Below are 14,545 nucleotides of genomic sequence, written 5' to 3'. Positions count from 1 at the left end.
GCATCGCAGTACATGCGATGCCTTTTATTCCGCTATCGCGGGCAGTAAGACCACAATCTCCAGATTGTGAGGAAGGTAGGTGGGGGATGAGGAAAACTCCCATTGATGGAAGTTTCACTTTATCGATTTATATTTCTTGTCATACCAACGGAAAATTTCTTAAATTCAAAAAATTCATAATAGGATTCCAAACTTTCCGCACACAAAAGTTGAGGAATTACTCGATTCTGCTCACAATGTTCAATCATTCGATTCAGCATTTCTTTGCCGATTCCTTTGGACTGGTAACTCGGTAGTACACCCACTCCACATATAATTCCAGTAATCACACCATCTGAAATAATACGGCCCGTTCCCACCAATTTTTGTTCATCAAAAGTATAAATGGCATACCAACTTTGATTGCACATTTGTTCTAAATCATTAACTGTTAATTTAAGTGAATTCCATCCTAAAGATTCATATAAGGTTAGTAATTGCGTAAAATCTTCAGGGGGTTCTAGTGTATAATGTATAGTTCCTTCCATATAAGCACCTCTTGATTTATTGTGTTTTTACAAATTAATACTAAAAAACTTTTTCTGTTATCTTGCATACGTTACAAACCTTCACAATAAGCTTCTAAACTTTAACATGATATCAAATTCTCTTTAAAAGTTTTATTCAACAATCTGGCGTTTTAACGGAACAACTCTATTATCACTCAACAGTTTCTTAATTAACTATAAAAACGGTTCAACTTTATTTCAAGGATACAACTGCAACATGATTATTCCAATCTTAAAGTACGTAATGGTAGTTTAATAAACAAATATATTAACGAATTCTAGCCTTACAGAAGCCATCAAATACACTGATTGCTGCAAATAAAATAAAGATGAAAACTCCACCGCCAACTATCCATGTTTCAAATTGATTAGCTGTTATGTTAAATAAATTAGTCATATACGTAATAAAATCTTGGGTTATCACATTCAGATTTGTTACTATAATAATGAATACAATGGTTGCGATAAGCTGGAGTGCAGTATTCCAAATTGCTATTCCTTTTGTCCATTGCCCCTTTAATAATTTATAAAGAGCTAATGCTATTTCGAGACCAATTACAACAAGAACGATTGGCCAATATCCAAGTAAAACTTCCTGATTAAAAGTTGGGGTCACGAATTCAAGTCCGTCTCTACCGCGTTCATATACACCTACAAGATGATTCGCATAAAAATAAAGAGTTGACCAAATCGCAGTCCACATTAAACTTCCAAATACCTCGCCCTTTGAAATCGCTTTTTTCTTAGGGATATAAGAGATATTTTTCAAATCATCAGGAGTCCATTTTTTAAGGCGTGCTGTTAATGGGTGCCCATCTCTTTCTTTATCTGTTCTTTCTAAAATAGCAAACACAAGTGTTAGCCAAAAGAATACATGGATCCCTACTTCAATGATGCTCCCTATTCCTTCGCCTATAAGACTAAAAATAATATTTATAACCGCTTGTTCTCCACTATATCCAATAAAATGTTCGGCAATCACCGAGATTAACGAAATGACAGCGGCAATCGGTAAAATCATTTTTAGTAGCGTCACATATACATCAAAATAGCGTGGACCAATTAAGTGCATTGGCCAATCTCGATAACCACTAGCCATTGTGACTGGACTCCCTAATTTTTCAAGAACCGCCTTTACATCTTCTTCACTGTAATCATCAGGCAGCATATCCTCTATGGTTGACCGTAACTCTAGAGCAATATCCTCACGATTTTTTTCAGGCAGCCTCCGAGTAACTTCTTTTATATAAATCTCAATCAGATTCATCGTCTTCCTCCTTTTTTAATAAGCTATAGAGCTCTTTCGAATTCTTAAGCCATTCCCTTTTTAACTGCAAAAAGATCTCTAACCCATATTCACTTAAAACATAAAACTTACGGGGTCTACTCTCAGATGTATCCCAACTACTCGTCACTAATTCCTGTTTTTCCAATCGGCGAAGCAATGGATATAAGGTACTTTGTTCAATGGTAATGCCCGATTCCTCCAATAACTGAACAAGTGAATATCCATACTGGGGTGTTCGTAATTGACTTAAAACGGCTAATGTCAACGTTCCTCTCCTAAGCTCTGTCGTTAATGAATTCAATAACGTACTCATTCACCCACCTCATTTTTTATATACTATATGTCATACAGTGTATACTTTATGCTATGCATCATACAGTATTATTGTTACAACATTATTTGACGTAAAATTTGATTACATCTTGTTTTCATACATGTCTGGTGATACAAATGTGGGGACTGTTCATGCAGTGTATACAGGGAGAAATTTTAATAATTATATCGACACATCATCAGAAACTACAGAGGTGGATTTAAAATAAAGTTTGACCGTTTGTAATAAAGTAGCACCGTTTTTCTTCTTGTACTAATGATCAGTTTAGTTCAAGAAGGAGATAAATTTGAATGTAGGGATTAAGTAAGCATCAAATAATTCTTTATCGAAAATTTGGCAAGAAAACTCCATCTTCAAAACGTGCAGGGCATAGCCCAGTTTAAGGTGGAGATGAATTGCCATCGCATTTGTAAAAATATTTTTGTGGTATTGCGAATGTATGTTCTTTTTGGCTGTTTTGTAGTATCATGAAGAAAAGAAGGAGGTGAACATGATAACAAAAGAAAAAGAATATGCAGCCTATCAAATTTGGATCAAGAAAGGTCATAAATTGTACGCCTATTTCATGGAAATGTGTCAAAATGCAAAAACCCTCTACAATACAACAAACTTCTACATTCGCCAAGTGTATACGGCTTTACGTACAGAGAAAACTTTACAGCCCCTTCAACAAGAAGTTCTCCATACATTATAAGCATATATTGAAATCATGAATGAAAATCAACTTTGTGCATATCAAAAACGTGTGCAAAAGCAGAAAGAAAAGCCTGTAGAAAAGCGAAAAGAAATCAAATGTAATCTGTTTGTATTTCCGACAAAAGAGAAATCGTTCTTATCGTATAACTTCCTAGATTGTTTGTTTAAAACAATGAAGCAACAAGATTATATGAGCTTGCCAGCACAAACGAATCAAGCAGTTATGAAGAAGCTATATCAAAACTGGAAATCATTCTTTGCTTCCATCAAAGCATACGAAAAACATCCTTCCACTTTTACGGGTAGACCTCGCATTCCCAAATACATTAAATCATCTATGAGAGAAGTTGTATTCACGAATCAAGTATGTAAACTCCAAGATAAATATATTCGGTTTCCAAAAACAAGTATAAAATTAAATATCGGTAAATTGTTCGGACAGATCGAAAATCTAAAAGAGGTACGTGTTTCTCCTGCTTACGGGAAGTTTAAAGTTGAAATCGTGACAGAAAAATCTGAGCCAGCGTCTGAGCATGTAGATAACAATCGCTATATGAGTATTGATTTAGGAATTAATAACATTGCAACCATCGTAACGAATACAGGAACCATACCTGTGTTAGTAAAGGGCAATGTCATCAAAAGCATCAATCAATATTACAACAAGCAAAAGGCTCGTTTACTTGGTATTCTTCGTCATGGAAAAGAACCAAAAGAAGGACCGCACACATCAAAGCGTTTAGAGAGGCTGCATGAGAAACGGCTTCTCAAAATCAAAGACTTCTTTCACAAAATAAGTTACCACATTGTCCAGTTCGCAGTTCAACATGAAATCTCTATGATTGTCATTGGGAAAAATATAGCATGGAAACAAAACAGTGAGATGGGGAAACAACAGAATCAATCCTTCTGCCATATCCCACATAATCTACTCATTGAAATGATTAAGTACAAGGCGAATCGACAGGGCATTATGGTACAAGTAGTGGAAGAATCTTATACAAGTAAAGCCTCCTTTCTAGACAATGATGCAATCCCAACTTATGGTGAGGAAGGCATCCCTGTATTCAGTGGAAAACGTATCAAACGTGGCTTGTACTACACGAAAGAGAGGATTATACTAAACGCAGATGTGAATGGTTCCTATAACATCTTAAAAAAAGCAGTTCCAAAGGCGTTTGCCGATGGAATAGAGGGGTTGTGCCATCAGGCAGCTGTGTCAACTCCGCTCGTGTTAAGCATCTTTTGAAGGTGATACACGAGAAACCCCCACTTCAAGATCCGAAGGAGATAAGTGGAGGGAGTTTTCATACTGAATATTAGAAAGATAGAAGAGAGGGGAAAAACATATGGTACATAACGCAAAAGATACGATGGAGCTTATTAAACAACTCGTTTCAATCCCAAGTCCATCTGGAAATACAAGCACAATTATTCGTTTTATTGAGGACTATGTAAAAGAGTGGAATGTAGAGACGAAGCGCAACAATAAGGGCGGCCTTATGATAACGTTAAAAGGGAAAGATGACACAAAGCACCGTTTACTTACCGCTCACGTTGATACGTTAGGCGCAATGGTAAAAGAAATTAAAGCAGACGGACGTCTGCAACTATCAATGATTGGCGGATTTCGCTGGAATGCGGTTGAAGGGGAATATTGCGAAATCGAAACAGTAAGTGGTAAAACGTATACCGGCACAATTTTAATCCATCAAACGTCTGTACACGTATACAAAAACGCCGGGGAAGCAAAACGTGACGAACAAAACATTGAAGTGCGTATCGACGAGCGCGTATCTTCACCAGAAGAAGTACGTGAACTAGGCATTGAAGTAGGCGACTTCGTATCATTCGATCCGCGCGTTCAAATGACAGACAGCGGCTACATTAAGTCTCGTCACCTAGATGACAAAGCAAGCGTTGCCATCTTACTTCAATTAATTAAAAGATTACAAGATGAAAAGATTACACTACCATATACAACGCATTTCTTAATCTCTAATAATGAAGAAATCGGTTACGGCGGTAACTCAAACATTCCAGAAGAAACAGTAGAATACCTTGCGGTGGATATGGGAGCACTTGGCGATGGACAAGCATCAGATGAATATACAGTGTCAATTTGTGCAAAAGACTCTAGTGGTCCATACCATTACGCAATGCGTAAACATTTAGTCGAACTTGCGAAAGCAAATAACATTGAATATAAAGTAGATATTTACCCATTCTATGGATCTGACGCATCTGCCGCAATTCGTGCCGGGGCAGATGTGAAGCATGGACTTATTGGTCCTGGTATTGATGCGTCTCATGCATATGAGCGTACGCATGAGTCGTCGATTGCGCATACGGAGGCGCTTGTTTATGCGTATGTACAATCGGATTTAGTAGAAAAATAATAAGTAATTGATAGAAAGGCTAATCTGTAATATAGATTAGCCTTTTTTGTATGAGGAATATGTTGAACTAATAGAATAGGGATCTTTGGCAGGCTAAGGTGAAAAAAATCTTCAATATAAAATGAAACTTCCATCAGAGGAGGGGGGCTTTATCCCCCTCTGATGTTTAGTTGAACCAATCGGGCATTAACGGGCAGTTATCCCCCATGTATCTTCTTCGGACTCCTCACAATCTTGAGGTGGGGGTTTTACTGCCCGCGAATAGCGGGATAAATAGGGACGCCTAGCTCCTACCGAAAAAGTAAGAACATTATTGGACTTCTAATATTAAATAGCCATGAAAAACAGGTAGTTGGCCGTTGCTAAAATAAAGCATTTACATACTATGTAAAGTAGGACAAGCCCTACTAGACTTGAAAACAAAAGGAGTGAAATAAAATGGCTATTATTAAGCCTTATTTAGCAGGTAAAAGATTTAATTCAACAATTGGTGTTGGAACAGGAACAGGAGCAACTTTTAATATTTTAGCAACTGCTTTTAGCGATGACACGGGAGCTGCTGCTACGGCATTTCCTGCGTCATTTGCATATTATAATTTGTACCTGAACGCACAGTTACAGCTTGCAAACACTTCAACTGTAACCACAACAGCTATTACAATTCCTGGTGGAGATGTTTTAGATGCTGGTGTTCCGGTTATGATTGAATTTGTTGTAAACTAGTAATAAAAAACGGATTCTTTTCAAAGAATCCGTTTTTTTATTGGTTGATCAAAATAAACTGAAGTGTAATTGGACTGCCGGCTGGTGGCGCTTCATCAGCAAGTATCGTTAATATACCCGCTTGTACGTTATAAGAACTTTGTGGTTGAATAATGCCGTTAATAAATAAATTCATATAGGATACTTGATTTGGTGCTAAAATTTGAGTCGTTCCATATTGAGGTAAACCATCAGCGTTTGTGTATACAAGACTCGTGCCATCTGAAACTGTGAAATACATTAGATTAGTAGCAGGAACTAAGCCCTGGAAGGAAGGCCCAGTAGGCCCGGTAGGTCCATCTGCTCCGGTAGCCCCAGTGGGCCCAGTTAATCCATCTGCGCCGGTCGGTCCAGTGGCTCCGGTTAATCCATCTGCGCCGGTCGGTCCAGTGGCTCCGGTTAATCCATCTGCGCCAGCAGGTCCAGTGGCTCCGGTTAATCCATCTGCGCCAGCAGGTCCAGTGGCTCCAGTTAATCCATCCGCGCCAGTAGGCCCAACTGTTCCAGTGGCCCCAGTTAGTCCATCCGCACCGGTAGGCCCAATCGGTCCAGTGGCTCCAGTTAATCCATCCGCGCCGGTAGGCCCAATTGGTCCGGTAGCGCCGGTCGGTCCAGTGGCTCCGGTTAATCCATCCGCGCCAGTAGGTCCAATTGGTCCGGTAGCCCCAGTGTCCCCAGTTAATCCATCTGCGCCGGTAGGCCCAATTGGTCCGGTAGCGCCGGTCGGTCCAGTGGCTCCGGTTAATCCATCCGCGCCAGTAGGCCCAATTGGTCCAGTAGCACCGGTCGGTCCAGTGTCCCCAGTTAGCCCATCCGCGCCAGTAGGTCCAATTGGTCCGGTAGCGCCGGTCGGTCCAGTGGCTCCGGTTAATCCATCCGCGCCGGTAGGCCCAGTTGTTCCAGTGGCTCCAGTGGCTCCAGTTGCTCCATTTGCCCCATCCGCGCCAGTAGGTCCAGTTATTCCATCTGTCCCAGTAGCGCCAGTAGGTCCAGTTATTCCATCTGTCCCAGTAGCGCCAGTAGGTCCAGTTACTCCATTTGCCCCAGTAGCGCCAGTAGGTCCAGTTACTCCATCTGTCCCAGTAGCGCCAGTAGGTCCAGTTACTCCATCTGTCCCAGTAGCGCCAGTAGGTCCAGTTATTCCATCTGACCCAGTAGCGCCAGTGGGTCCAGTTATTCCATCTGACCCAGTAGCGCCAGTAGGTCCAGTTACTCCATCTGATCCAGTAGCGCCAGTTATTCCATCTGTCCCAGCTATTCCAGTAGCGCCAGTAGGTCCAGTTATTCCATCTGACCCAGTAGCTCCGGTAGGCCCAGTGAGTCCAGTTGTTCCGGTTGCCCCAGTCGGTCCGGGTTCCGGAAGAGGAAACGCACAAGGAAATGGGTTCAAAATAGTGCCCCCCCTTTTTTGCGAACATAATAAATATATTAGAAGTATATGAATAGATATAATAGTTGCCTGTACATTCGTCTTGATTAATCTATATTCAAAATCTTTTCCTTTGGTTTACTGTAAAATGAGTCTTTATTCCACACTATTAATTCGATTTTATCCCGCATTAACGGGCAGTAAGACCCCCACTTCAAGATTGGGAGAAGCGAAGAAGATAGGTGGGGGATAACTGCTGGCATGCACCCGATTGGTTAACCATCAGTGGGAGATGAAGACCCCCCACTGATGGAAGTTTCACTTTATCTATCGCACCAGAAGTGATGTACGGTAAAATGCGATACCTTTCTACCTTGTTATCTATGACAATATTTTTTCTTACTTAAGGTCTCTATCTGTCTGAAGTCTTTAATAAAACAAAGAGCATTCAAAACTATATTTTCTAGTTTTGAATGCTCTTTGTGATGATTACAAGCTATTCACTTTCCTTCGTTAACCTGTTTAGCTGTCGTTGGAAATCTACAGTTTGCAACCAAAGCTTATAAATAATAGCTGATTCGAATAGAATCATAATAATAGAGCTGAAGATTACTCCTTCTTGGATAAGCCCGGTAATTGGAGCGAGGATAAAAATAAACATTTGATATTCAATTCCGCTCATGAGATGCAAGCGAACTCTTCTTTTTAAAAAGAATCCTCTTATTTTCAAGTAGGATGGAAACCGAGAAACAATTTCCCCTAAAAACTCCTCTTTTACATCGAGACCTTCCTTTGTAAATGTCGTCTTTGCTTCGGATAGTTGTTTTTGCATTTTTTTTCGCGATTTGGAAACAAGCAGTGAATTCATGTATCGTGTACTATCTAAAAAGCAAATAAGAGCAGCTAAATAAAAATATGTTTCATCTCCTGATTGGTGATATTGTCCAAGCATGAATGAAAAAGCACAAATGGCAACGCGGGTACGATCTAAAATATAGTCTAACCACGCTCCGAATATGGAACCGGTTCCTTTGAGGCGGGATATTTTTCCGTCCATGCAATCGAAAGTAAAGCTAATATGATACAAAACTGCGCCTAGGACTAACGAAAAATAGGTACCTTGATAAAATTGAAAAGCGGCTAGGAGGCCAGTGAAGAATGCCAATAAGGTAAGTTGATTCGGGGTAATCTTCGTATAATTCGCCAGCGGAAGCATTAACCTAGATGCGACAGGATCCACTAAAAAAACTGTCCACCAAGCGTCTTTCTGTTTATAAGCATTTTTAATATCGTTCAATGAATATTTGTTGGCAGTCAATAAGACCACGCTCCTTATCATCTCATGGTGAGAAGGGAAATACCTCATCTAAAATATGGTGAATGTGTTTCGTTGTTAGTTCTGTTTCATTTAAGATTGTGTAGCGATTTCGTATAGTAGGAGCTTTTTGAATCGCTAAGCACATTTCATCCTTTGTATAACCAAGCTCTTTGTAGTGAATAGGAAGACCTAAATGTTTAAAGTATTGTCTCATGTTATTGTTAGAGTTATGATTTCCTTGTAAATACTCGGAAATTAATAACCCGACGGCAACCTGTTCTCCGTGAAGAGCTTTTTTGCCACAATAGTAATCCAACGCATGGCTGATTAAGTGCTCTGAACCGCTGCACGGCCTGCTTGTGCCGGCGATAGCCATAGCGATTCCATTCATGATTAGCGATTCAGCAACTATCTGAAGTAAAGTTGTTCTACTTATATTATTCTGATTTATTTTATTAAAAAAAGATTCCACCGCATGATCGGCAATCAAATAAGCAAAGGTATTGATTTTTTCTTTTTTTCTTTGATGCGCCAGCTTCCAATCAAACAGCGCTGTCTTATTGGAAATCAAGTCCCCGATACCGGAAGTAAATAACCGTGCAGGAGAACGAGCCACGATGTCCAAATCAATCACGATAGCCCATGGCATTCGGACGTTGATACTTATATTATTAGTTGGATTCACTTGAATTGAAGCAACCGGTGAACAGATAGCATCACTGGATAAAGAAGTTGGTACTAGTATTACTGGCAAATTCATTCTCGTACCGACTACTTTGGAGACATCCAGTACCTTACCGCCTCCAACTCCAATAATCATTTCGGCAAAAAAACTTTGGGATTCCATTTCTAACTCATCAATCGTTCGAAGCGTGCTGTCTCTGCAGTACAAAGCCTTAACTTGCGTCGGTTGTAGCCCTAGCTCGTTAATTAAATGTTCACCTATTTGACGAGTCGGACCTCCGCCGCTAATGACAACTATTCTCTGTTCTCCCAAAGATTCAACAATCTCACCGTCTTGCAAACGTTCGAATGCCTTGGACTCATGAATAAAATAAGCTGGGAGTTCTAGGTTCTTAGACATAGTGAGCCCCCTTACGATGTATCCATGGCCGAAGCAAGCTGTTTCGCATACTCTAAATCATGCAAATCATCTATTTCAATCCAAGGATACCCTTTCGTATTTACAGCCTGAATTTCCACGTTTGCAGCGCAGGCTTCATATACGTTTTCATACCAACTGTTCGTTTCTCCAGCTTCAATTAAGTCCGTTGCTTTTTTGTATAGAACTTTTAAATCATCAACTGCCAATTTAGAAATGCCGATATATTCACCATCTGTATCAGTCAAATGTAATTGCTTGTTTATCATATGCAAACGGTTACCTTCTAGCTTCACTTTCATTGCTTCCTCAGTGAACCCTTTTTCATGGTCGACTAAAATGCAAGTGGGGAACTTTGAGTTTAAGATTAATGTAATTAATCGATTGTCATAAAAACCATCCGAATTAATTAGCAATATATCATCATCTACAGCTTGGGAAAGTAGAAAAGAATAAATATTATTGATTGATTTATAGAACGGATTGTATATAAAATGGATTCCTGTTCCTGTAAAATGCTCTTCAATCCGCTCGATCATATAGCCGCCTATGATATAGATATCTTCGTATGCAAAACCAAGTTTTATCATACTTTCCACTTGGTACTGTATTAAAGGTTTTTCATTAATCTTAATCATTGCTTTCGGACTGTCCATGGTTAGAGGGTATAAGCGACTTCCAACTCCAGCTGCTAATATAACAATTCTCATACGTACCTCCCGTCTATAAACGCTTATTGTGTAGGCCCCAATCCGAGGTCATTTAATTTTTTTTTGTCAATCTCTATACAACACTCAAATTCTTTCAATAGCTTAGAATTCTCTGGGCTCTTGAAGTATTTCTCTGATAATCGAATCGCTTTATGCGGAAAAATTTGATCGAGCAGAAGAAGTTCATGTTCTTCACTAGAAAGTGGATGAATTTGCTGGTAAGCATCTAAAACGAGTTGGAATCTTTCTCTAGACCATGATCCTAAGGCATGGTTAACCCAAGTAATGAGATGAGATATATCTCTCATGGGAAGAGCTATGCTAACAGTATCCATATCGATTACAGTTAACTCGTTATTGTTACTCCAGATAAGATTAAGAGGGGAATAATCACCATGTGCGAGATGAGGCTCATGCTGTGCGGCATCCAATAGAGCACGCAAAGCTGTATGCGGAAGCTGATCAAGTACCCAGTTGACACGAGACTGCAGCCAAGGTAAATGATATAAAAAGACGTTAGAGAATGAATCTCTACTAACAGTGGCTTTTTTTTGACACTTTTCCATCTTTCTTATTTTTCTTTGATAGATTCCATTCCAATCAAGACGCGAATCAGTAATTGGATTGCCTGCAGCAACATAGCCTTGGGACGCCACATGGAACTTTGCAAGCAGCGTAGCCATTTTCTCTATCATTTCTGGCTCTGAATAATTGGGCTGTTCCCCTTCTAGCCATTGAAACAGCAGAAAACAGCCATCATCGACATTTACGAACGAAGTACCATCCAAAGTTGAAAGAACAGTAGTTACTGGAATCCCTTTTTCGCACATATAATCATTTACTGCAGCAATAAAAGGGGCTCTTTTATATTTTTGTAGATATTTTAGTGCATACACATTCTTAGTAGTGTCGGTTATCTTCCATAGCTGCCTGTCCACTTTACGTCTTACTAGTACTAAGTTTTCTGGTATGATGCCATAATTCTTTTGTAAAATTTCAGAAATAACTACTTTGTTTATCTCCGTCATTCTATTCACCTTATACTTTTTGCTATTTCTGTTAATATATGATTTATTTAGAGAATGGTATGGACGTATAACTTCGAAAAATTGTAAGTTTTAATATTAATTGTAAAAAAGATGAAAGTTCTGTTATCAAGTAAGGAGATAGTAAAGAAAAACGGGTAAAAATCATAACGAAAGAAAAAGAATATGCAGCCTAGCAGATTTGATGTTGTTAAAGCGATAAATTCGAACATTTGACCTGTGGTTTATTGGTATTATAGGAGCAGCTAGATTATTGACTCCTAGTATTGATGGAAAGCTCGATTGGGCGGGCTTTCCATCAGTAGGGGATAAAGCCCCCTCCACTAATGGGGATTTCACTTTATTGCTTTAATAGAATAAAGCAAATGTGAACACTTTAAAAACATTTTTGTATAGAATTGACAATGAAATTTTACTTCTCTATAATTGGCTATAATTTAACATATCAAATACGTTGAAAGAGCCCAGTAGCAGTTTGTCACTGTTATCGAGAAAGCTAGGGGTTGATGGAACCTAGCACAAACAAACTTGTGAATTACACTCTGGAGTATCTTAGGTAATGCTAAGCGGAGTAGCAATCGATACTATTGCTAAGAGTGGTACGAATAGTAGAATACATACTATTTGTGCAATCTGGGTGGTAACACGGTTAAAAATCGTCCCTATGTCTAGTGTAGACATAGGGACTTTTTTTTTATGCTTATCAATCTAAGGTAAGTAAAACTTACAAATTAAAGGAGCTGGAAAGACATGAACATCATTGACGAATTGGAATGGCGCGATGCCATTAATCAACAAACAGATGCAGAAGGATTGCGTAAACTAGTAGAAGAGAAAAAGATTTCCTTGTACTGTGGTGTAGATCCGACTGGTGACAGTATGCATATCGGACATTTAATTCCATTTATGATGATGAAACGTTTCCAATTAGCTGGGCATCATCCAGTTATTTTAATTGGAGGAGCAACGGGAACAATCGGTGATCCAAGTGGACGTCAAACAGAAAGACAACTTCAAACATTAGAACAAGTACAGCATAATGTTGAGGCGTTAACAGCGCAAATGCAAAAGTTATTCGACTTTGGCGGAAATAGCGAAGTGAAAATGGTAAATAACTACGATTGGACACATGAAGTAAGTATCCTTGAGTTTTTACGCGATTACGGTAAAAACTTTAGTATAAATAATATGCTAGCAAAAGATATTGTAGCAAGTCGTTTAGATACAGGGATTTCATTTACAGAATTCACATACCAAATTCTACAAGCGATGGATTTCCATCACTTATACAAAGAAGAAGACGTACAACTGCAAATTGGCGGCAGTGACCAATGGGGAAATATTACAAGCGGTTTAGACTTAATTCGTAAAAAAGAAGGACCAGATGCAAAAGTCTTTGGATTAACAATTCCATTACTATTAAAATCAGATGGTACGAAATTTGGTAAAACAGCAGGAGGAGCGATTTGGTTAGATCCTGAAAAGACAACACCATTTGAATTCTACCAGTTCTGGGTGAACACAGATGATCGCGATGTAATTAAATACTTAAAATTCTTCACATTCTTAACAAAAGATAGAGTTGATGAATTAGTAGTTAAGGTTCAAACAGAACCTCATAAACGCGAAGCGCAAAAAGTATTAGCAAAAGAAATGACGAAATTTGTTCATGGTGAGAATGCATTTCTACAAGCAGTAAAAATTACAGAAGCATTATTTAGCGGGGATATTAAAGCGTTAACTGCGGATGAAATTGAACAAGGCTTTAAAGATATGCCAACTTTCCATGCTGCAAAGGAAACAAAAAATATTGTCGAGTGGTTAGTAGATTTAGGAATTGAACCTTCTAGACGCCAAGCAAGGGAAGATATTAATAATGGAGCTATTTTGATGAACGGAGACAAAGTAACAGATGTAAATACAGATGTTACGGTAGAAAATTCATTCGATGGAAGATTCATTATTATCCGTAAAGGTAAAAAGAATTACAGCTTGGTGAAATTAGGAAAATAAAGCTCTGTAAATATATAAATAAACCCCTTTCTTTTTAGGTGGACGAGGGCACCTGGCCATGCATAGAAGCGGTCAGGGCCTTTTCCTGCCTAAAACAAGGGGGGAAAGCGAGGGGATTAATTATGCTGGCATCATGGGAACGAACTTTGGAATTAGCATATTTTAATCACCATGTGATAACAGAAGTTAATAAAAAGCGGCAAGTAAATTGGTTATTGTTAGATTTGGGCTTAGATAATATAAGCGAAGAACAAATTAATGGGATGCTAGATAAGATGTTAATTGGGTTTAATCGGTTATTTAAGTATAAATCTGTACAACAAGCCAATCTAGGTTATTTTAGGATGTTGGATATTTTAAAAAAAGGTGATATGTATCATCCGAGAATTCACGTTTTACTTCCGGTGATAAAAAGCTACTTTCAGGGGAGATACTATATCAAATATGATAACTGGATCTCTTTGTGGAGTAGAGCGTTAGGGATAGAAAATGATTTGTATGTAAAAGTGAAAGTAGTTAACGGAAAAGAAGATGGACGTGAAATTTTTCAAGAAAAATTGTTAAAATTTCGTGAACAGAGAAGTGAAATCCCTCTTCGGGAAAGTAAAATAATTACATCTAGACGTTTAATAGGATTCAGTAAATTGTTAAAAAATGTAATGGAACAATTGGTAAGTAAAAATGAGTCTCATTTAGGTGTGGATGAATTATGTATAAACGATCCAATTGCAAATCATGCGTTTGTAAATATGTTAGACTGGCATCCGGGTTTAAGAGAAGATGAAAAAAATCCTTTTTTAAAATAATAATCAGCCTTTTTATATAGCAGAAGAGTGAAGCAAATTCACTCTTCTTTTTTTTATGATTTTTACCGTGGTTATTTATCGTTTTTTTTATGTATTAATATTCATTTTTATTTATATTTATTTTATCTGTTTTTATAAATAAAAGATTTAAAGC

General features: G+C 38.4%; 12 protein-coding genes, 1 pseudogene and 1 other annotated feature. Of the genes and pseudogenes, 5 read left to right on the top strand and 8 right to left on the bottom strand.

Going from position 1 to position 14,545, the window contains the following annotated elements:
* Positions 1-119: 119 nt before the first annotated feature.
* The 3 genes from LRP84_RS11630 to LRP84_RS11620 all read right to left on the bottom strand — a co-directional run bounded on the left by LRP84_RS11630 (position 120) and on the right by LRP84_RS11620 (position 2,149).
* Positions 120-527, bottom strand: a complete 408-nt coding sequence (locus tag LRP84_RS11630; protein WP_230575230.1) for a GNAT family N-acetyltransferase — start codon at positions 525-527, stop codon at positions 120-122.
* Positions 528-816: 289 nt separating this feature from the next.
* The gene (locus tag LRP84_RS11625; protein WP_230575229.1) at positions 817-1,815 is read right to left on the bottom strand and encodes an HAAS signaling domain-containing protein; all 999 of its coding nucleotides are present in this window, start codon (positions 1,813-1,815) and stop codon (positions 817-819) included.
* Positions 1,802-2,149, bottom strand: coding sequence for a PadR family transcriptional regulator (locus LRP84_RS11620; protein WP_090999143.1), 348 nt, complete (start codon positions 2,147-2,149; stop codon positions 1,802-1,804). Before LRP84_RS11620 ends, LRP84_RS11625 begins: the two co-directional genes overlap by 14 nt.
* A gap of 514 nt (positions 2,150-2,663) precedes the next feature.
* On the opposite strand from LRP84_RS11620, the pseudogene LRP84_RS11615 reads away from it, so the two are divergent.
* From LRP84_RS11615 to LRP84_RS11605, 3 genes and pseudogenes are all read left to right on the top strand, one after another.
* A pseudogene (locus tag LRP84_RS11615) lies at positions 2,664-4,115 on the top strand (RNA-guided endonuclease InsQ/TnpB family protein).
* Positions 4,116-4,215: 100 nt separating this feature from the next.
* Entirely contained in the window at positions 4,216-5,265 is a 1,050-nt protein-coding gene (locus LRP84_RS11610) for a M42 family metallopeptidase (protein ID WP_230575228.1), read from the top strand.
* Positions 5,266-5,703: 438 nt separating this feature from the next.
* A complete protein-coding gene (locus LRP84_RS11605) occupies positions 5,704-5,988 on the top strand; it encodes a DUF4183 domain-containing protein (RefSeq protein WP_230575227.1) in 285 nt (94 codons plus the stop codon).
* A gap of 37 nt (positions 5,989-6,025) precedes the next feature.
* On the opposite strand, the gene LRP84_RS11600 is transcribed toward LRP84_RS11605, so the two are convergent.
* From LRP84_RS11600 to LRP84_RS11580, 5 genes are all read right to left on the bottom strand, one after another.
* A complete protein-coding gene (locus tag LRP84_RS11600; RefSeq protein WP_437438779.1) occupies positions 6,026-7,312 on the bottom strand; it encodes a DUF4183 domain-containing protein in 1,287 nt (428 codons plus the stop codon).
* 580 nt (positions 7,313-7,892) lie between these two features.
* Complete coding sequence (locus LRP84_RS11595) at positions 7,893-8,714, bottom strand: CDP-alcohol phosphatidyltransferase family protein (protein ID WP_230575226.1); 822 nt, start codon at positions 8,712-8,714, stop codon at positions 7,893-7,895.
* A gap of 22 nt (positions 8,715-8,736) precedes the next feature.
* Positions 8,737-9,798, bottom strand: coding sequence for an iron-containing alcohol dehydrogenase family protein (locus tag LRP84_RS11590; RefSeq protein WP_230575225.1), 1,062 nt, complete (start codon positions 9,796-9,798; stop codon positions 8,737-8,739).
* 11 nt (positions 9,799-9,809) lie between these two features.
* A complete protein-coding gene (locus tag LRP84_RS11585) occupies positions 9,810-10,526 on the bottom strand; it encodes a phosphocholine cytidylyltransferase family protein (protein WP_230575224.1) in 717 nt (238 codons plus the stop codon).
* A 23-nt stretch (positions 10,527-10,549) separates the two neighbouring features.
* Complete coding sequence (locus LRP84_RS11580; RefSeq protein WP_230575223.1) at positions 10,550-11,554, bottom strand: CotS family spore coat protein; 1,005 nt, start codon at positions 11,552-11,554, stop codon at positions 10,550-10,552.
* A 463-nt stretch (positions 11,555-12,017) separates the two neighbouring features.
* Positions 12,018-12,239 (top strand) — a binding site (T-box leader).
* Positions 12,240-12,322: 83 nt separating this feature from the next.
* Here LRP84_RS11580 and tyrS point away from each other — a divergent pair.
* On the top strand, positions 12,323-13,585 hold the full coding sequence (gene tyrS, locus LRP84_RS11575; RefSeq protein ID WP_230575222.1) for a tyrosine--tRNA ligase: 1,263 nt from the start codon (positions 12,323-12,325) through the stop codon (positions 13,583-13,585).
* Positions 13,586-13,707: 122 nt separating this feature from the next.
* Positions 13,708-14,391, top strand: a complete 684-nt coding sequence (locus LRP84_RS11570) for a protein rep (RefSeq protein ID WP_230575221.1) — start codon at positions 13,708-13,710, stop codon at positions 14,389-14,391.
* Positions 14,392-14,545 lie beyond the last annotated feature (154 nt).

The organism is Bacillus rhizoplanae (genome assembly GCF_917563915.1).
In the GTDB taxonomy this organism is placed as follows: Bacteria; Bacillota; Bacilli; order Bacillales; family Bacillaceae_G; genus Bacillus_A; species Bacillus_A rhizoplanae.
The sequence above is the reverse complement of the archived record's forward strand: the minus strand, read 5'-3'. Positions and strand labels throughout refer to the sequence as shown.